Genomic DNA, 18282 nt, shown 5'->3' with positions numbered 1-18282 from the left:
TCAAAGTCCAAACCTCCCAAAAAGAATAATTGCGCCCATAAAACCAAGCGCCAGTGCTGCTGCAAGAAGTAACGCAGCGATCAGCCTGATAATACCCGAAAGGGTATCACCAATGAGTACATCGCGGATCGCATTAGTCGACATAAGTCCTGGGATCAGAAGCATAATATCACCAATCATGATCTTATCCATGTGAAGGAAAGGACAGAGCAAGGTAAATCCGCAAATGGCGCAGCCAGTGAGAAAAGATGCTGCAAACTGGAAAGTAACCTCGTTCATACATACTGGTCTTAGATATTTTTGCAGGCTCCATATCAGGATTGCAGCAATGCCGGCAGTAATGGCATCCGGAATGGTGCCGCCGTAGAAAAGGGCAAAACTGCTGGCTGCAAGAACGCTTCCAAGCAGTTTCCAAAGAGGCTTAGGTCTGTTTGCATTGATCTTCTCAAATTCATTTCGCAGCTCCGCAGCAGAAACCGGATGATTGCAGAAGCGGCGGCTCAGGTCATTGAGCTGCTCCAGCTTGGTGAAATCATTCCCCCCACATTCATGAATGCGCCGTGTCTGCGTCCGTGCGCCATCTCCGGGAAATTCCATAGTAATAACAATGCTGGACGTGATGACGAAAACATTCATATGGGTAGCACCACAGGCATAGCCCATCCGGTTCAGGGTATCCTCCACCCGGAAAATTTCTGCGCCGCTGTTTAACAGTGCGTCGCCCATATCGAGAAAAACATGCAAATAATCTTTAGATGTCTGCATAAGGAATGCTCCTTTAAGTTATAGAAAAGCCCTGACGGGCAGGATTCTTTCGCGTATCATTTTGCTACGGGAATAAGATAAGTATAAAGCTTAATGGCAGGCAATACAACCGTTAAATAATTGATTTCCGGAATCTTGTATTCCATAAAATGCCCGATTGTGCTAACATAGAGCATAGTAGATTACGAAATATTTTCAGGAGGAAATTTAAATGGGTTGTACTACAATTTTAGTTGGAAAAAAGGCATCTTATGATGGCTCTACCATGATCGCAAGAAATGATGATTCCGGTTCCGGACATTATATGCCCAAAAAATTTGTGGTGGTTCATCCACAGGAACAGCCGCGGAAATATAAATCTGTGATTTCTCATGTGGAAATTGATCTTCCAGATGATCCAATGGGCTATACATCTGTGCCAAATGCAGTAGACGGCGAAGGAATCTGGGCAGCAAGCGGTGTAAATGAGGCAAATGTGGGAATGACTGCTACAGAAACGATTACTTCCAATCCCCGGGTACTTGGTGCGGATCCTCTGGTAACCTATCAGCCGGTCAAGGACGGTAAGGAGGAAGCAGCCGGTGGAATCGGAGAGGAAGATATTGTATCCATTGTTCTTCCATACATTCATAGCGCCCGCGAAGGTGTGGTCCGTCTTGGAAGTATCCTGGAGAAATACGGAACCTATGAGATGAATGGAATTGCTTTCCAGGATCAGAATGAAATCTGGTGGCTGGAAACCATCGGCGGCCATCACTGGATGGCAAGAAAGGTTCCGGATGAGGCGTATGTGGTAATGCCAAATCAGCTTGGAATTGATAAATTTGACTTGGAAAAGGCATTGCGGGATCAGGAAAAATATCGGTGCCCACGTGAGGAATATGCGGATCTGGAATACATGTGTTCCGCTGACCTGAAAGAATTTATCAGCAAAAATCACCTGGATCTTTCCTTGGATGGTGTACTGAATCCAAGAGATGCGTTCGGAAGCCATGACGATTCCGACCATGTTTATAATACTCCACGTGCATGGTATATGCTGAGGACCCTGAACCCGAAGACAAAAATCTGGGATGGCGTAAATGCAGAATTTACTCCATATTCTGATGATCTGCCATGGTGCATGATTCCGGAAAAAAAGATTACTGTAGAGGATGTGAAATATGTATTGTCCTCCCATTATCAGGGAACCTCTTATGATCCATATGCTTCCTATGGAGAAAAAGAACAGCGCGGAGCATTCCGTTCTATCGGTGTGAACCGTACAGATTTCCTGTCTCTGATCCAGATGAGACCAGGCATGGAAAAGGACTGCAATATTCTGGAATGGGTTGCATTTGCATCCAATGCATTTAATGTGCTGGTGCCGTTTTATGCCACAATTGATACCACTCCGGACTATTTTTCCAGCACCACCAGGGAAGTAACCACTGACAGCTTCTACTGGGTAAGCCGCATGATCGGTGCCATGGCAGATGCTTCTTATAAGAGCTCCATTTTCCATATTGAACGTTATCAGGAGCGTGTAATGTCAAAAGGCCACCAGCTGATTGGCAAATATGACGCTCTTCTGGAAAAAGAGTCTGACGCAGCGAAGCGAATGTCCCTTCGCCATCAGGCCAACCAGGAAATTGCGGATATGGTGAAAAAAGAGGCTTCTGACACACTGAATAAAGTGCTTTATGAGCTGAGTAATCAGATGAAGAATGCTTATTCCAGGTCTGATGCGTAATGTCAGAGCCTTTTTCAAACACGCTCTAGAAACCTGTGGACAAATTTCTTTCAATTTAATATAATAAAGTGCAGAAAGCAGTTACATAGGGAACCGGAATGAAAATTAAGGAGGCTGGAATGACAATAAAAGAATGTTATGAGAAAGTTGGCTCAGATTACGATGGAGTTCTGAAAAGACTGGGAAGCGAAGCGCTTGTGAAAAGATTTGCGGTGAAATTTCTTAATGATCCAAGTTTTCAGGAGCTGACAGATGGTCTTGCCGCACAGGATGGAGAGAAAGCCTTCCGTGCAGCCCATACCCTGAAGGGTGTGTGCCTGAACCTTGGATTTACAGAATTGTATAAGGTCAGTGCAGAGCTTACGGAGGTATTAAGAGGAAGAGAAACCGCAGGAAGTGATGAGCTTTACGCGCAGGTGAAAGAGCAGTACACGACCTTGACAGATGCTATCAGGGAACTGGCCGGTAATTAATGCCTGCTCCTATTCAGCAGATATCATCTCAAGAGATATTTTGTGAACTTCGTTTACAGAAAACCCAAGAAGTACGGCGCGAAAACATGGGAAACATGATTTCTGTGCATCGCGAAGAGTGTAACTATGAAGGAACGGAAGCGGAACTTATGGGCTGCCAGAAGCCATTGCGATTTTGTTTATCGTATTTTTGCATAAGTGGAAAAAGAATACACTGCTTAGTATTGGCGGTGGAACGATTTTGTATATGCTGCTGGTGCAGAGGGTGTTTTAGACCGTGTTTGAAAAAGTATTCCCGCAAATTGTGACGCACATCTTGCAGAAAGCCTTTTTCAAACACGCTCTGAAATTGGCAATACACCAAATCTAACATATCTAATCAGATATAGCAATATTCTATAACGAACTCAAGGTAAAATGAATTATACAAAATCCTCTTATCTTGCTATGATATGTTCAGACAAAAAAGAGAGAAAACATTTCTCTGAACGCGATTATACGAATCTGGAGGAAAATCATGGCAAGAGGAATCAATACAAAATGTTTACATTTGGAAGAAGAGGAAGGCTGTTGTAACAATTATGGCTCTATCAGTTTTCCGATTTATCAGACAGCAACATATGAGCATCCGGCAGTAGGCCAGAGTACAGGCTTTGACTACAGCAGACTGCAGAACCCAACCAGAGAGCATCTGGAAAAAATTGTAGCAACTTTGGAAAATGGAATCGATGCACTGGCTTTTTCCACTGGAATGGCAGCAATCACTCTGGTAATGGAGCTGTTTAAACCAGGAGACCATCTGATCATAGATGCAGACCTGTACGGCGGAAGCATCCGGCTTTTTGACAATGTTTCTTCGAAAAACGGAATCCATTTTTCCAGAATCGACTGTTGGAAAGAAAATGTGAAAAGTTATGTAAATGAAAACACAAAAGCAATTTATATTGAAACTCCAACCAACCCCATGATGAATGTCACTGATATTGCGGCACTTGCGGAAATTGCAAAAAGACATAATCTCCTTCTCATAGTAGACAATACATTTTTATCTCCATACTTCCAGAATCCACTGGAACTGGGAGCGGACATTGTAGTGCACAGCGGAACCAAATTCCTGGGCGGACATAATGATACCCTGGCAGGATTTCTGGTAACCAACAGAGAGGATATCAGTGAAAAGCTTCGTTTTCTTATTAAAACCACAGGCTCCGGCCTGGCTCCTTTTGACAGCTGGCTGATTCTTCGCGGTATCAAAACTCTTGGAATCCGCATGGAGCAGGCACAGAAAAATGCTTTCAAAATCGCAGAATGGCTGAAAACAAAGAGCGCAGTGACCAGAGTAATCTATCCGGGATTACCAGATCACCCGGGATATGAGATTATGAAAAAGCAGGCCAGAGGATTTGGCTCCATGCTTACGTTCCAGCTGGAAAGCAGGGAATTTGCCCTTTCTGTCCTGGAAAAAGTGCGGATGATCAAGTTCGCAGAAAGCCTTGGCGGCGTGGAGACGTTGATCACATATCCAACTACCCAGACGCATGCGGATGTGCCGAAGGAGATACGGGAACGCAACGGAATTACAGAGGCAACCCTTCGCCTCTCTGTTGGAATCGAGGATACACAGGATCTTCTTGATGAATTTGAAAAAGTATTTGCAGAAACAGAGGAAGAATTACATGGCGGAAAGAAATCTTGATTTTGATAAAGTGATTAACAGAAAAAATACCAGATGTCTGAAATATGATTTTGCCGTAAAAAGGGGAAAGCCGGCAGATGTGCTGCCTCTTTGGGTCGCAGACATGGATTTTGAGACCTCTTCTTATATTGAGGATGCGCTGGTAGAGCGTGCAAAAGAGGGAATTTTCGGATACAGTGAGGTTCAGACTCCTTATTTTGAAATCATTGCAAACTGGATGAAGCTTCACCACAACTGGGAGATACAGGAGGACTGGCTGATCAAAACACCAGGAGTTGTTTTTGCCCTGGCGATGGCAGTAAAAGCATACACGCAGCCGGGAGACAGTGTGCTGATCCAGCTTCCCGTTTATTATCCTTTTTCAGAAGTTATTCAGGACAATGGAAGAAAAGTGGTGAGCAGCAACCTTTATCAGGGAGAAGACAACCGCTATCACATTGATTTTCAGGATTTTGAAAAGAAAATCGTGGAGGAAAATGTAAAACTGTTTTTCCTGTGCAATCCTCACAATCCGGTGGGAAGAGTGTGGAGCGCAGAAGAATTGGAAAAAATAGGAGATATCTGCGTAAAAAATGGTGTGACCGTTGTCAGTGATGAAATCCATCAGGATTTTGTTTTTAAGGGAAAGCATCAAGTGTTTGCCAGTCTGAAAAAGGAGTTTCAGGATATTTCCATTACATGCACTTCCCCAAGTAAAACTTTCAATCTTGCAAGTATGATGATTTCCAATATTTTTATTCCCAATCCGGAGCTTCGCCGAAAATTCCGGAAGCAGTTGGATGCGGCAGGAACCAGCCAGCTCGGGGTTCTGGGACTGGTGGCAACAGAGGCTGCTTATTCCAAAGGTGAAGAGTGGTACCAGGCAATGCATGCTTATGTGGAGGCGAATATCAATTACACAAAAGAGTATGTGGAAAAATATCTGCCTGGGGTGAAGATGACAGATCTGGAAGGCACGTATCTGGTATGGCTGGACTTTCGTGAGACAGGTCTGACTGTTGAGGAATTGGAAAATTTGATCCTTAACAAGGCCAGACTTTGGCTTGACAGTGGAAAGATTTTCGGAAAAGCAGGCGAAGGATTCCAGAGGATTAATGTGGCGTGTCCAAGGGCAACGCTGACGGAGGCGTTGGAGCGGATTAGAAAAGCGTTTTAAATGGAGATATTTTTACTTTCAGTTGTGTATAGCGCATAGGAATGGTAAAATAGAAAAAACATTTTGCGTATACACAGGAGAAAACCATGACCAACAAAATCGACCGTGAAGATATGCTGGCGCTGACCAGGAGGATGAATGTTGCCCGGAGTTCTTTTACAAGGATTGCGGGATGTTATGTGGATAAGGACGGGGACTTTGACGGCAGCTTTAACGTGAATTTTTTAAAGCTGTCTGCCGCAGAAAAGAAGAAAAACATTGAGCTTGCCAAGGTAGTTCCCTTTGCAGCAACAAATGTAAATCTGAAACGTTATGAATTTGCAGATGCAGACAGAAGGCCAGGAACCGTGTGGCAGCTTTTGATGGCAATCCGGGAATGTGGGCTGAAAAACGATGCTCTTATGGACAGCTTCTATGATCTTGTAATGGAGAATTATAAAAGCAGGAGACCTTATGCAGTTTATATTTTCCACGACAGATATGATATTCCGGCAAAGGCAGCAGATAAGGAGCGGCTGGGGGAATCAGAAGCTGTTTTTGAATATCTGATCTGTGTAATTTGTCCTCTTGCAGATGAATACGAGCCAGGTGAGCCGGAGTGCGGCTTTCTTTTTCCGGCATATACAGATGGAGGCGCAGACCTGAACCATGTGGCCGTGTTCCAGAAGGATGCAGACAGACCGCATCTGGAACTGGTGAGGTCGATTTTGCGGGTGAAATAATAGAAATCTAACAGTTGCTTTTGCAAAATATAATAAAGGTACTCTGTTATATTGATATCAATTATGTTGATACCAATATAACAGAGTACCTTTTTACATAGTCTGGAGTTCTACTTTATAGGATATTCTCGTATTCCCGTATGATCTCCTTTGCAGCTGCATACTTCGTCCGCCAGTGCTTCAGCTGCATTGGATCCGGCGTGACGGAAGAAAGCCGTGTTTCATCTGAATTATGGGCGAGATCCGCAATCTTTACCTTACGAGCCAGCGGATTTTCGCAAAGTCTGCGCACATAATCCAGATAATCATCGGAAGGAGCGTGTGTAAGCAGCTGGACTGCCTCTGTGATCTCTCTTGGGAATTCCGCTTCCAGATCAGGAAGAGTCAGGGCAGTATCTTCCAGAACGTCATGAAGCAGGGCAATGCAGGTGGTAGTTTCATCTGTCATTTGTTCTGCAAGATGAACCGGGTGAAGAATATAAGGAACCCCACTCTGGTCGTATTGTCCTTCGTGTGCTTTATATGCAATTTTTATGGCTTTTATGGTTAAGGGAGTATAGACCATAGTTTATTCTGCAGGCGCAGCCTCCGTGTCTGTATTTAATGGAGTAAAAGCTGCCAGAATTTCATCTGCTTCTGCTGTGGTATCTGTGGTGTATGATAAAATAATGGAGACAAACTTTCCTCCCTGTTTGCGGGTACAATATTTCTGAAGAACTTCATAGTCATTGACTGCCACACTTGTTTCCATAACACGGAAATCCTGCCCGGCAATCTGTATATCTGTTACGTCTGAATAAGTATAGCCCATCCCGGTAGCATCCAACATCTGCTGTGCAGCCAGAAAATACTGGTCAACAGTCATATTCTCCAAAGAAGCATCTTCGACAACTAAGGAAACATTAGGAAAACCAGAGATGGAAGAAGCCATCATTTCATAAACAGTGCCGGACAAAGCATCCTCTCCAAGTTCCACCCCGGAAGCTTCCTCCAGAGTAGTCTGGCCCTGCTTCATAACAGACTGAAGCTCTTCCTCTGTATTCATGACTACTGTTTCCGGCGGTGTGAATTTCAGATTCAACCACTCACTCTGAAAATCAGTGTCTGTGATGGTGCCTTTTTCATAAGGGGAATCAGAAGTATCTGTAGCACTTTGTGTATGTGCCTCTTGTTCATTATCTGCTGCATCAGCTGTCTGTGAGGTCTCCTCCGCCAGTACTGGGACAACAGCACCGGTGCAAAGGGAAAAAGCCAGCACAGCCGGTATTAGTAAGCTCTTTTTTCTTCGCATGAATTCGGTATCCTCCTAAGATTTATAATGTCAGAAAAGTTTGATGCGTTTGTTGAATAAAGATGGGGATGAAATATCCCACAAATTGTGATGCACATTTTGCAGAAAGCCTTTTTTAAACATGCTCTGATGTCGTGAAACTATTATAGCAAATTCGAAATTACTTTCCTAGTGATAAAAGGTAGAAAAAAACGTGAAAAAATTGTGAAGGGTTACTGTTCGCTGGTGATTTACTGTGGGGAGTTGCGTTTCCTGTCATATTTCGTTATAATAAAAACCAAAGACCCAAAAACAGATTTTTACCGATTGACAACTTATTATACAAGGAGTTTCTATATGAGCTTTTGGAATACCCTGAAACAGAAATTACGAAGCTTTATTCCGGTAAGCCGCACCTATATGGACAATAAGCTGCGTGAACTGGAAAAAGAGAATAAACGCCAGGAAAAAATCCTCCTGGAGCTTCAGAAAAACAGCCAGTCCATGCTGGAGCTGAAGGAATATGTGTCACAGGAACTGCATCGCCGGGACGACTGGGGAAAGCGGGCTGCACAGGTGCAGCGTGAAGCGAAAGAACGCCAGATCTGGGTGATCAAATGTCCTGCTCCTGAGGAAAAAAAGATCCGTTGGGGCGATTATGCGTATGCCGTTGCCTTGAAACGCTACCTGGATCGAATGGGAATGTACACTATAATTGACCTGCACGAAGACTGGGACTGTGAAGTAAACGCAGATGTGGTTCTTGTACTTCGAGGCTGCGAATTTTACCGTCCGGATCGCCGGAACACCAAATGCCTCTACATTATGTGGAATATCAGCCACCCGGAGATGGTTACTCAAGAAGAATACCAGCTCTATGATATTGTATGCGTAGGTTCCCGCCATTATGTCAGGGAGCTTCAGGCGAAGCTTACGGTTCCTGTTTATCCATTGCTTCAGTGTACAGACACTGAGCTTTTTTACCCGGATCAGGCAGCTGAATGCAGCCGTGGAAAAGATTATTTATTTATTGGAAATTCCCGTGGTGTGGCCCGCCCATGTGTATTATGGGCAGCACAGGATAAGCTTCCGCTGAAAATCTGGGGTGCCGGCTGGAAAGCCATGTTAGGCCCAGATAAGACCATGGTACAGGACGTTTTTATCGAAAACAGCCAGATTCCAGCCCTTTACCGAAGTGCCCGCGTCACATTGAATGACCACTGGAAAGACATGTTGGATTACCAGTTTGTGAATAATCGCATTTTCGACGCCCTGGCCTGCGGTCTCCCAGTAATATCTGACTGCTGCGATGAGCTCAGGGAAATCTTTCCGGAAGCAGTGCTGTACTATAGCAATAAAGAAGAATTCCACCAGTGCGTGAAGGAAATTGAGAACAACTATGAAGAAGTGAAAGCAAAAGTCGACGAGCAGTGGCCGGTGATTAAGGAGAAATATTCTTTTGAGACGAGAGCGCGAGAACTGGTGGAGATTGTGGAGAAACACAGAACGGAGAATTCATGGCTTCAATAAAAACAATATCAAAAATTTTGATCATTATACCAGCTTACAATGAAGCTGGATGCATAGAAAAGGTAGTAGACAATCTGGAAAGGAATTATCCTCAATATGATTACGTGGTGATCAATGATGGCTCCACCGATGACACCCGTAAGATATGTGCCCGCCGCGGTTATAATTTCATGGATCTTCCTGTAAACACCGGACTTTCCGGCGCGATCAAAAGCGGTATGCGCTATGCGAACTATTATGGATATGATTACGTTCTCCAGCTGGACGGCGATGGTCAGCATGATCCAAAGTATATAGAGGATATGATTACGGAGATGGAGCGGACCGGTTGTGACATTGTGATCGGGTCCAGATTTAAAACCCAGCGGAAGCCTGTTAATTCCAGAATGATTGGAAGCCAGCTGCTTACCTACGCCATCATGATAACCACAGGCGGGAAATATATTGGAGATGTAACTTCCGGAATGCGCCTTTTTAATAAGCGCATGATCAAACGCTTTGGCTACGATATCAATTACAGTCCGGAACCGGATACCCTGGCATACCTTTTGAATTGCGGGGTAAAGATTGAAGAAGTGCAGGTAGAAATGCACGAGCGAATTGCAGGAACCAGCTACCTGGATTTCAAAAATTCCATTTGGTATATGATGAAAATGTTCTTTTCTATTTTTATTTTTCAATGGGTGCGTAAACGAGAGAAAGGAGACAAAAAATGAGCGACACGCTGAAAGGTTTACTTATTATTGCCTCTGTTCTGACTGTTGGATGGATTCTTCGAAAAATCCGAAAAAATAAAGTCAAAATGGAGGACGCTATTTTCTGGATTTTTTTTGCAGCCATTTTACTTTTGCTGGCAATCTTTCCGGAAATTTCCTATGAATTGTGTCGTATATTCGGAATTATGTCACCAAGTAATCTGGTGTTTCTGGTGATCATTTTCCTGCTGGTGGAAAAAATATTTACCTTATCTATTATTGTATCTCAGCTGGAAGACAAGATTGGAGTGTTATCTGCAGAAGTTGCGCTTCGTTCCAAGGCTGAGAATAAGAAGATTGATAAAGTAGATGAGAAAGAGACGTTATTGGAACGGGAAGAAGTAGAAAAGCAGGAGATAGAGGCTGAAATTGGTATTGGAGAGGGAAGATGACCAATGGTTTCCTAAAAAATCATTCCAGCAATCTGTACTCCCCACTTTTGGGGATATTTTGCAGAAAGCCTTTTTCAAACATGTTCTGGAATGCATATATCTAAAAGTTTATAGAGAAAATGAAAAATATGGGATTAAAGAATTTTGATAATAGTAATAAAATAAATCTTCATACATTTGCGGTATGCGCGTACGGTGAGAGTCCGTATTTGGAAGAATGTGTACAGTCTCTTCTGGCGCAGAAAGTCAGAACCAGAATTCTGATCGCGACTTCAACTCCCAATTCATATATATATGGAATTGGTGAGAAGTATGGAATACCTGTTCATATAAACCACGGTGAAAAAGGTCTTGCCGGAGATTGGAATTTTGCCTATAGCTGTGCAACAACACCGCTTGTAACCCTCGCTCATCAGGATGACAGATATTATGTAAACTACACGGAGGATGTGCTGGCAGCTGCGAAGAAATGTCGCCATCCTCTTATTATTTTTACAGACTATAATGAACTTCGAAATGGAAAAACGGTGACAACTAACCGGCTTCTTAAGGTGAAACGTCTGCTTCTGACTCCTCTGAAACTGAAAGTCTTTTGGAAAAACCGTTTTGTTCGGAGGAGAATTCTCTCTATAGGATCGGCTATCTGTTGCCCTGCAGTCACCCTTGTAAAAGAAAATCTGGACAGTTTTTCCTTTAAGAATAACATGAAAAGCAACATTGACTGGCAGGCATGGGAGGAAATTTCCAGGCGAAAAGGCGAGTTTGCATACACTGCAAAGGCAGGAATGGAGCACCGGATCCATCAGGAATCCACAACCTCGGAGCTGATTGAGGAAAACGGAAGAAGAGCGGAAGACTTATATATGTTCCGAAAATTCTGGCCTGAGTGGATTGCGAAAATGATTGAGAAGGTTTACCAGAAGAGTGAAGAATCTAATGAGGTGTGAAGAGAATTAAGGAGAAAATCATGCCGGAAGTATCTGTCATTATTCCAGTATATAATAGTGAAAAATATGTAGAAAAATGTATCTGCTCGGTTATGGCGCAGACTTTGCCCGAACTGGAAATCATTATAATCAATGATGGGAGTATAGATGAAAGCGGGAAAATTCTGCGTAAATTGGCGCAGAAAGACAGCCGAATTATTCTGTTAGATCAGGAAAATAAAGGCGTGGCAGCAGCCAGAAACCTGGGCGTAGAGAAAGCGACCGGAAAATACCTTACATTTGTGGATGGAGACGATTATCTGCAAGAGGATTATATTGAGCTAATGTACAATCTTGCCGAAAAAGAAACCCTGGATATGGTAATATGTGGTCTGACTTATGTTGATGAAGGTGGAAAAGAGCTGAACAGAGTTATTCCAGGTGTGTATAAGCGTCTGGAAAACGAAGAATGGACATTCCGGGTTTCAGCAGTATGTTCTCATTTGTATAGAAGAGAATTGTGGGAAAGATATGATGTGAAATTTCAAAGTGGTGAGCGCGGGGAAGATATGCCGGTTTCTTTGTTCTTTGCCGCCATATGTTCACGAATTAACACTTTACCGGAATGTGGTTATTACTACGTGCAGCACGCTTCTTCCGCAATTCACAATTTCAAAGGTCTGGAAAAATACTCTCTTCCGTATAAAGGCCTGGAAAATACTTTAACCAGAGTAAATAAAATTGGAATCCAGAACAGTCAGGAGTTCTACGAACTGTTTGTTATGAGGATTTTTGCAACCTGCCTGTTTCAGCTTGCTCCGGGAGCCAGCTACGAGAAAACAAAGGAATTGTGCGATTATATCAGCTGTACGGTAAATACATATTTTCCAACTTATTGGAAAAACAGCAAAGCAAAGCTGAATGCAAAGGTGGACATTCCATTTACGCAGAAAGCAGCAGTAAAAGTATTGATGCTTTTATTAAAAACGAAACTTCTTAAGCCCTTTGGGCGGCTGATCAGTAAAAAAAAATAATAAAAAAGATTGTGCGGCGCGTTATTTCCAATGCTTCGTATTAAGCGTTGAAATAAAATGATGTTAGTGTCAAAAGGGCTTTTGAGACCCTGGTATCATAAAATTTCAGTAGAAATATTAAGAGGAATATAAATGGAATACGTAAGCTTTGTGATATTACATTATAAAGATTATTCAGTGACGGATACCTGTGTCCAGTCCATATTGGCAATGGAACAGCAGGAACGGATTAGAATTGTGGTCGTGGATAACGATATTCAGAAAAAAGAAGAGGATAGGCAGGAACTGCTCCAAAAATATCAGGGGAATTCCAGAATCAAGGTTTTGCAGATAAAAGAAAATGGCGGCTTTTCTTATGCAAATAATCAAGGGTATCAGTACGCCAGAGAACATTTTGGGAAAAGCTATATCATTGTTTTGAATAATGACATTGAATTTACACAAAAAGACTTTATCAGCAGACTGGAAAAAAGTTATGTAAATAATCAATGCTATGTTCTGGGTCCCGATGTGATCAGGCAGAGTACCGGTGAACATCAGAACCCAATGGATACCAGACTTAGAACCAAAGAAGAAGCAGAATATACTATAAAAATGAACCGCCTGGCGTTACGTTTTTATCCAGTCATGTATCCTGTTGTTTACCATATGCTTCAAAAAGCGGAAAAAAACAAGATAGAAAATCAGAAACAACATATGACACTTTATAGTCAGCTTCAGAAAAATATTGTCCCTTTTGGCGCCTGTCTTATTTTTACTCCATCATTTGTCGAAAAAGAAGAAAAAGCCTTTGAGCCGGAAACCCGGTTTTTCTACGAAGAATATATACTGGCGCTGCGCTGTCAGCGAAAAGGCTATAATATTGTGTATGATCCTTCCATGTCGGTGAAACATGAAAGCGGTGCAGCAACCAAGAAAAGCTATGGGACAGAAAAGAAGCGGATTCGGTTTATGATGGAGAAGACTGTGGGGGCGTGTGAGGTTTATTTGGAGATGCTGGGAGAAGAGTAAGTCTGAGAGATACTTTTTCATGTGGTTTTCTTGCGTTTTATATACATATATGATAAGATAACTTCGATTTAAAAGGACAAATATTTGAAATGATCAGGTGGAATACATGAAAAAATGGTGTGAGAAATTGAAAGGAAATTTATTTTTTGTTAGTCAGTTTGCATTGGATGATTTTAAAACAAAATATGCCGGTTCTGTGTTGGGATTTTTCTGGGCATTTGTTCAGCCGGTTATTACGGTATTAATATACTGGTTCATCTTTCAGATTGGATTCAAAAATGGAGATGTAGACGGCTATCCATTCATATTATGGCTGGTATCCGGCTTATTGCCATGGTTTTTTGTAAGTGATTCTATTACAAATGCAACTTCAAGCTTAGTAGAATACAGTTATCTTGTAAAAAAGGTTTTGTTTAATATTAATATATTGCCAGTTGCAAGAGTTGTATCTGTGTTTTTTGTACAATTATTTTTAATTGGTTTTACAGCGATATTATTTATCGTATATGGACAGATGCCAAGTGTGTATTGGTTACAGTTAGTTTATTATATTGTCTACATGCTTCTTGTATGCATTGGAATATCGTATTTCACTGCATCACTTTTTGTTTTTTTTAGGGATGTCGTTCAAATCGTATCCATTGTTCTACAGATTGTTTTCTGGATAACACCGATTGTATGGCAGATGAGTATTTTTGATGAAAAGGTACAGTGGGCACTGAACTTTAATCCTTTGTTTTATCCGGTACGAGGCTATCGTGACGCATTGATGAGTGGAAAATGCTTTTGGGAATATGGATTCGGATGGAATTTGTATTATTGGCTGATTGCGTTGGCTTTTTGTTTAATAGGAATGAGCTGCTTCAAAAAATTAAAACAGCATTTTGCTGACGTATTATAGAAGTGAGGATATTAGGAATGCAAAATTATGCAGTGAATATAGAAAATTTGAATAAAACATATCGCTTATATAATAAACCGTCTGATCGTGTAAAGGAAGCGTTAGGCTTTGGCAAGAAGCAGAGTAAAACTTTTGAGGCGCTTAAGGATGTAAGCTTCAATGTGAAAAAAGGCGAGACAGTGGGGATTATCGGAACGAATGGTGCCGGTAAATCTACTTTGCTGAAAATTGTAACCGGAGTTTTAAGTCCGACAGCAGGAAATATTCAGATAGAAGGTAAGGTTTCTGCTTTATTGGAACTTGGAGCTGGCTTTAATGAAGAATATTCTGGAATAGAAAATATATATTTGAATGGCCGTATGATGGGTTATTCACGTAAGGAAATGGATGAGCGCCTTAACGGAATCGTAGAATTTGCGGATATTGGAGACTTTATCAATCAGCCGGTGAAAACTTACTCAAGCGGTATGTTTGCACGTTTGGCTTTCGCAGTTGCGATTAATGTGGAACCAGATATTCTTATTGTAGATGAAGCACTGAGTGTTGGAGACATTTTCTTCCAGAACAAGTGTTTTAAAAAATTTGATGAGTTAAAACGAAATGGCGTTACGATTCTTTTTGTATCTCATGATATCGGAAGTGTACGCCAGATGTGTTCCAGAGTTTTATGGCTTGATCATGGTACGGTCAGAGCCTTTGGCGAAGCTGCGCATATTTGTGATATGTATATGGACGAAAAGCGAAAATCAGCAGAATATGTGGCCGGACATATTCAGGATGAAGTTGCAGGGAATGTCTTCATGGAAAAAATTGATGAAGAGAGAAAATATCCCAAGATCAGTTTTGTGGAGGATCGTTTTCACAATGACAGTGTGGCAATCCGTTCTCTGTTTTTTACAGATTCCGAAGATAAAGCGGTAAATCGACTGTACGTTGATAAAACTTATCGAACTCATGTAGTAATTGAGTGTATGAAAGATGCACCAAGCCTGATTGTTGGATTTGTGTTGGAGAATAATAAAGGACTTCCTCTGTTTGATATTAACAATTTTATTAATCAGGGCGAAGTGGTCAACGGAAAGAAAAATGACATTATTGAGATCGTGTACGAATATACATTGCCGCGTATCATGAATGGTGTTTATCTGGTAGGAGCAGCGGTAGGTCAGGGTACACAGTCTAAGCATGAAATGCTTACCTGGCTTCATGGTATTATGGAACTGGAAGTCGTAAATCAAGGTTACAATTCTTCTTATATTGAAATTCCAAGCAAGATCAGAGCCTTTTCCAATCGACAGGAAAATGTAATGTTTCTATAGAATTTGTGGGTAAAATATGGATATTGTAATTGTTACATATAATTCTGAAAAATGGATAAAAAGGTGCCTGGATTCTCTGCTGAAGGCAAAGGCACTTTCTTCAGATCTGAAGTTGTTTTTTGTGGATAATCATTCCAGTGATCAGACGGTAGAATTGCTGACTGCTTATGAAAAGAAAGACGACTTCAGCCGTTTTGAGATTATTCAGCAGGAACAGAATCAGGGTTTTGGAAATGCTAACAATCTAGGAGCATCCTTTGGAAAGGATGAAATTGTTTGCTTTTTGAACGTTGATACAGAGGTATTCGAAGATACTTTTAAGCGGCTGGAAGAGATAATTGCAGAGTCATCGAAAGAAATCGGAGCCTGGGAATTCAGACAGCTGCCATATGAGCATCCCAAAATTTATGATCCTGTTACTGGCATTACAAGTTGGATGTCCGGAGCAGCATTTGCAGTACGCAGAGAAATTTTTGAAAAACTTCAGGGGTTTGATAAAAATATTTTTATGTATGCGGAGGACGTGGATTTCAGTTGGCGTCTGAGAGCATCCGATTACAAAATTAAATATTGTCCGACTGTGAAAATAATGCATTATTCGTACGAAAGCATTGGAGCGGTGAAGCCGGCGCAGTATGTAAATTCTCTGATTAATAATCTGCTGCTGCGATATCGTTTTGGCAGCTTTTCCGATGTGATGAGAGGCTATTTTCAGTTTGCAATAGTGTTTTTTTTACATCGGGCCCCCTATCCGGGAGCAAAAAAACAATTGCTTCAGGCTTTTGCGGCACATTTTTCATGTATCTCTTCTTTTAATAATAAAAGTTATGCCAGGGCGCAGGTGGGACAGTTCCTGGAGTGGGATTATGAAATTACGCGTGACAATAAAATCCAAACACAGAAGGATTGTGAATTTTGTCCTTTGGTTTCCATTATTGTGCGAACCTGTCAGCGTGCAGAAGTTTTAAGAGAAGCGTTGATCAGCATCCGAAATCAGACGTATTCCAATATAGAGGTTATAGTGGTGGAAGATGGTGAGGCTTCTGCTGAAAAAATGATCGTAGAAGAATTTTCAGATTTGAATATCCGATATTATTCCACCGGAAAGAAAGCCGGACGTTCAGAAGCGGGAAATCTTGCATTATCGAAAGCAGCCGGGGAATATATTAATTTTCTGGACGATGATGATATCTTTTTTGCGGATCATGTAGAAACCCTGGTACAGGCTTTGGCGCAGAACAGAAAATATCTTGCAGCATATGCATTTGGATTTGAGACTCCGGTTGTTGTAGAAAGCACCTCTCCGTACAAATACCATATTAAAGCTTATAATAAGCGATATACGACTGCATTTGATGAAGTAGAGCTGTGTTATCATAATTTTATACCAATACAATGCATTATGTTCTCGAGACGTCTTTATGAAGAATTTGGGGGCTTTGACAGCTCACTGGATTATCTGGAGGACTGGGATTTATGGGTAAGGTATGCACAAAGGACAAAGTATATTTGTGTGGAAAAAACAACATCTTTGTATAGAGTTCCTTTTGAACAGAAGATTCAGAAAGAACGACAGCATCAATTAGACGAGGCATTAAAAACAGTACGAAAAAAACACGAATCCTATGAGATTCCTGTGAGTGCAGCAAGACTGGCTGTATATGGAAAAAAACGAATATGGGAGAAATAATAATGAAATTACAAATTCAATCTGTAATTTATGGAAATCAGGTAGACGCTTTGGTGAAAGCAATGAAAGCCCTTCAGCAGGCTGTAAAAGTCTATCACAGACGCGTGGGAGATCTGCAGGTGAGGCTTATTTATGGTGACTCTACACCAACTCCTGTTCTGGATGAAAAAACACAGAAAGATATCCGTGAAATGCTGAAGGCGGAAATTGAATTTGAATATAAAGTATTTGGATTTAATTCCGGAACTGCCAAAGGTCATAATCTGATGGCTGAGAATACAGATGCTGATATTATGATGATCATGAATCCAGATGTTATTTTGGAGCCAACCTGTCTGTGTAAGCTGATGGAACCTCTTAAACTGAAAGAGGTTGGAATGGTGGAGGCAAGACAGACTCCGCTGGAGCATGCAAAGGAATATAATACAAAAACAGGAGAAACGGAATGGGCATCTACTGCCTGTACTGTGTTTAAAACAGAGGTATACAATAAAATAAATGGTTTTGATGCAGAAACCTTCTTTTTATATTGTGATGACCTGGATTTTTCCTGGCGTGTGCGCTTGGCTGGTTATAAAATCATTTATATGCCATCCGCTATTGTATATCATGCTAAAAATCTGTCCTTATCAGGAACCTGGCAGCCTACATCCGCAGAAATATATTATTCTGCAGAAGCAGCCATGCTTCTTGCCTATAAATGGTCAAATCCGGAAAGGGCAGAAAAGCTTTGCCAGCAGTATCTGACTCATGGTGGTGAAAGCGAAAAAAAAGCAGCGCAGGAATATCGTAAAAGAGAAAAAGAGGGTACTTTACCCCAAATGATAGATCCAGAACATAAAATCGGAAGATTTTTAGGGGATGAATATTGTAAGATGCGATTTAAGTTTAATCACTAATTGCTTTGAGG

18 protein-coding genes and 1 pseudogene are annotated in these 18282 nt (G+C 41.5%); 16 read left to right on the top strand and 3 right to left on the bottom strand.

The features are described from left to right. Complete coding sequence (locus tag I4V84_RS02335) at window positions 1–765, bottom strand: threonine/serine exporter family protein (RefSeq protein WP_195991168.1); 765 nt, start codon at window positions 763–765, stop codon at window positions 1–3. 211 nt (window positions 766–976) lie between these two features. On the opposite strand from I4V84_RS02335, the gene I4V84_RS02330 reads away from it, so the two are divergent. From I4V84_RS02330 to I4V84_RS02305, 6 genes and pseudogenes are all read left to right on the top strand, one after another. After that, complete coding sequence (locus I4V84_RS02330) at window positions 977–2497, top strand: C69 family dipeptidase (protein ID WP_195991167.1); 1521 nt, start codon at window positions 977–979, stop codon at window positions 2495–2497. Window positions 2498–2616: 119 nt separating this feature from the next. Next, window positions 2617–2970 carry an Hpt domain-containing protein gene (locus tag I4V84_RS02325; RefSeq protein ID WP_148462144.1) on the top strand — a complete coding sequence of 118 codons (354 nt, stop codon included), beginning with the start codon at window positions 2617–2619 and terminating at the stop codon, window positions 2968–2970. Between the two features lie 148 nt (window positions 2971–3118). Next, a pseudogene (locus I4V84_RS02320) lies at window positions 3119–3244 on the top strand (AzlD domain-containing protein); the annotation flags it as partial. Window positions 3245–3487: 243 nt separating this feature from the next. Further along, window positions 3488–4666, top strand: a complete 1179-nt coding sequence (locus I4V84_RS02315) for a PLP-dependent aspartate aminotransferase family protein (protein ID WP_195991166.1) — start codon at window positions 3488–3490, stop codon at window positions 4664–4666. Then, complete coding sequence (locus I4V84_RS02310) at window positions 4647–5822, top strand: MalY/PatB family protein (protein WP_195991165.1); 1176 nt, start codon at window positions 4647–4649, stop codon at window positions 5820–5822. Before I4V84_RS02315 ends, I4V84_RS02310 begins: the two co-directional genes overlap by 20 nt. 86 nt (window positions 5823–5908) lie before the next feature. After that, a complete protein-coding gene (locus I4V84_RS02305; protein ID WP_330382746.1) occupies window positions 5909–6544 on the top strand; it encodes a DUF4317 family protein in 636 nt (211 codons plus the stop codon). Window positions 6545–6659: 115 nt separating this feature from the next. Here I4V84_RS02305 and I4V84_RS02300 read toward each other — a convergent pair whose 3' ends face one another. Then, complete coding sequence (locus I4V84_RS02300; RefSeq protein WP_195991164.1) at window positions 6660–7109, bottom strand: HD domain-containing protein; 450 nt, start codon at window positions 7107–7109, stop codon at window positions 6660–6662. Between the two features lie 3 nt (window positions 7110–7112). After that, window positions 7113–7835 (bottom strand): hypothetical protein, encoded by a 723-nt coding sequence (locus I4V84_RS02295; RefSeq protein ID WP_195991163.1) that lies wholly within the window; start codon window positions 7833–7835, stop codon window positions 7113–7115. A 336-nt stretch (window positions 7836–8171) separates the two neighbouring features. Between I4V84_RS02295 and I4V84_RS02290 the strand changes: the two genes are divergently transcribed. The 10 genes from I4V84_RS02290 (at window position 8172) to I4V84_RS02245 (ending at window position 18271) form a co-directional block, all read left to right on the top strand. Next, window positions 8172–9344 carry a glycosyltransferase gene (locus I4V84_RS02290; RefSeq protein ID WP_148462148.1) on the top strand — a complete coding sequence of 391 codons (1173 nt, stop codon included), beginning with the start codon at window positions 8172–8174 and terminating at the stop codon, window positions 9342–9344. After that, a complete protein-coding gene (locus tag I4V84_RS02285; protein WP_195991162.1) occupies window positions 9332–10060 on the top strand; it encodes a glycosyltransferase family 2 protein in 729 nt (242 codons plus the stop codon). Before I4V84_RS02290 ends, I4V84_RS02285 begins: the two co-directional genes overlap by 13 nt. Beyond that, window positions 10057–10491 carry a DUF2304 domain-containing protein gene (locus tag I4V84_RS02280; protein WP_148462150.1) on the top strand — a complete coding sequence of 145 codons (435 nt, stop codon included), beginning with the start codon at window positions 10057–10059 and terminating at the stop codon, window positions 10489–10491. Before I4V84_RS02285 ends, I4V84_RS02280 begins: the two co-directional genes overlap by 4 nt. 128 nt (window positions 10492–10619) lie before the next feature. After that, window positions 10620–11438: a glycosyltransferase family A protein gene (locus tag I4V84_RS02275; protein ID WP_195991161.1), complete on the top strand. Its 819-nt coding sequence runs from the start codon at window positions 10620–10622 to the stop codon at window positions 11436–11438. Window positions 11439–11458: 20 nt separating this feature from the next. After that, entirely contained in the window at window positions 11459–12451 is a 993-nt protein-coding gene (locus I4V84_RS02270) for a glycosyltransferase (RefSeq protein ID WP_195991160.1), read from the top strand. Between the two features lie 132 nt (window positions 12452–12583). Continuing rightward, the gene (locus tag I4V84_RS02265) at window positions 12584–13462 is read left to right on the top strand and encodes a glycosyltransferase (RefSeq protein ID WP_195991159.1); all 879 of its coding nucleotides are present in this window, start codon (window positions 12584–12586) and stop codon (window positions 13460–13462) included. A 106-nt stretch (window positions 13463–13568) separates the two neighbouring features. After that, complete coding sequence (locus I4V84_RS02260) at window positions 13569–14363, top strand: ABC transporter permease (RefSeq protein WP_148462154.1); 795 nt, start codon at window positions 13569–13571, stop codon at window positions 14361–14363. A 17-nt stretch (window positions 14364–14380) separates the two neighbouring features. Continuing rightward, window positions 14381–15682: an ABC transporter ATP-binding protein gene (locus I4V84_RS02255; protein WP_148462155.1), complete on the top strand. Its 1302-nt coding sequence runs from the start codon at window positions 14381–14383 to the stop codon at window positions 15680–15682. A 16-nt stretch (window positions 15683–15698) separates the two neighbouring features. Further along, complete coding sequence (locus I4V84_RS02250; protein ID WP_148462156.1) at window positions 15699–17372, top strand: glycosyltransferase family 2 protein; 1674 nt, start codon at window positions 15699–15701, stop codon at window positions 17370–17372. A gap of 2 nt (window positions 17373–17374) precedes the next feature. Continuing rightward, window positions 17375–18271 (top strand): glycosyltransferase, encoded by an 897-nt coding sequence (locus I4V84_RS02245; RefSeq protein ID WP_187566109.1) that lies wholly within the window; start codon window positions 17375–17377, stop codon window positions 18269–18271. Window positions 18272–18282: the final 11 nt, after the last annotated feature.

It is taken from the genome of Ruminococcus sp. 1001713B170207_170306_F1, assembly GCF_015668065.1.
Taxonomy (GTDB): Bacteria; Bacillota; Clostridia; order Lachnospirales; family Lachnospiraceae; genus Blautia_A; species Blautia_A faecis.
This window is presented reverse-complemented; position numbering and strand designations above follow the sequence as displayed.

Coding starts and splice junctions, on each gene's coding strand:
- I4V84_RS02335 (WP_195991168.1), bottom strand. CDS start 765: ATGCAGACATCTAAAGATTATTTGCATGTTTTTCTCGATATGGGCGAC.
- I4V84_RS02330 (WP_195991167.1), top strand. CDS start 977: ATGGGTTGTACTACAATTTTAGTTGGAAAAAAGGCATCTTATGATGGC.
- I4V84_RS02325 (WP_148462144.1), top strand. CDS start 2,617: ATGACAATAAAAGAATGTTATGAGAAAGTTGGCTCAGATTACGATGGA.
- I4V84_RS02315 (WP_195991166.1), top strand. CDS start 3,488: ATGGCAAGAGGAATCAATACAAAATGTTTACATTTGGAAGAAGAGGAA.
- I4V84_RS02310 (WP_195991165.1), top strand. CDS start 4,647: ATGGCGGAAAGAAATCTTGATTTTGATAAAGTGATTAACAGAAAAAAT.
- I4V84_RS02305 (WP_330382746.1), top strand. CDS start 5,909: ATGACCAACAAAATCGACCGTGAAGATATGCTGGCGCTGACCAGGAGG.
- I4V84_RS02300 (WP_195991164.1), bottom strand. CDS start 7,109: ATGGTCTATACTCCCTTAACCATAAAAGCCATAAAAATTGCATATAAA.
- I4V84_RS02295 (WP_195991163.1), bottom strand. CDS start 7,835: ATGCGAAGAAAAAAGAGCTTACTAATACCGGCTGTGCTGGCTTTTTCC.
- I4V84_RS02290 (WP_148462148.1), top strand. CDS start 8,172: ATGAGCTTTTGGAATACCCTGAAACAGAAATTACGAAGCTTTATTCCG.
- I4V84_RS02285 (WP_195991162.1), top strand. CDS start 9,332: ATGGCTTCAATAAAAACAATATCAAAAATTTTGATCATTATACCAGCT.
- I4V84_RS02280 (WP_148462150.1), top strand. CDS start 10,057: ATGAGCGACACGCTGAAAGGTTTACTTATTATTGCCTCTGTTCTGACT.
- I4V84_RS02275 (WP_195991161.1), top strand. CDS start 10,620: ATGGGATTAAAGAATTTTGATAATAGTAATAAAATAAATCTTCATACA.
- I4V84_RS02270 (WP_195991160.1), top strand. CDS start 11,459: ATGCCGGAAGTATCTGTCATTATTCCAGTATATAATAGTGAAAAATAT.
- I4V84_RS02265 (WP_195991159.1), top strand. CDS start 12,584: ATGGAATACGTAAGCTTTGTGATATTACATTATAAAGATTATTCAGTG.
- I4V84_RS02260 (WP_148462154.1), top strand. CDS start 13,569: ATGAAAAAATGGTGTGAGAAATTGAAAGGAAATTTATTTTTTGTTAGT.
- I4V84_RS02255 (WP_148462155.1), top strand. CDS start 14,381: ATGCAAAATTATGCAGTGAATATAGAAAATTTGAATAAAACATATCGC.
- I4V84_RS02250 (WP_148462156.1), top strand. CDS start 15,699: ATGGATATTGTAATTGTTACATATAATTCTGAAAAATGGATAAAAAGG.
- I4V84_RS02245 (WP_187566109.1), top strand. CDS start 17,375: ATGAAATTACAAATTCAATCTGTAATTTATGGAAATCAGGTAGACGCT.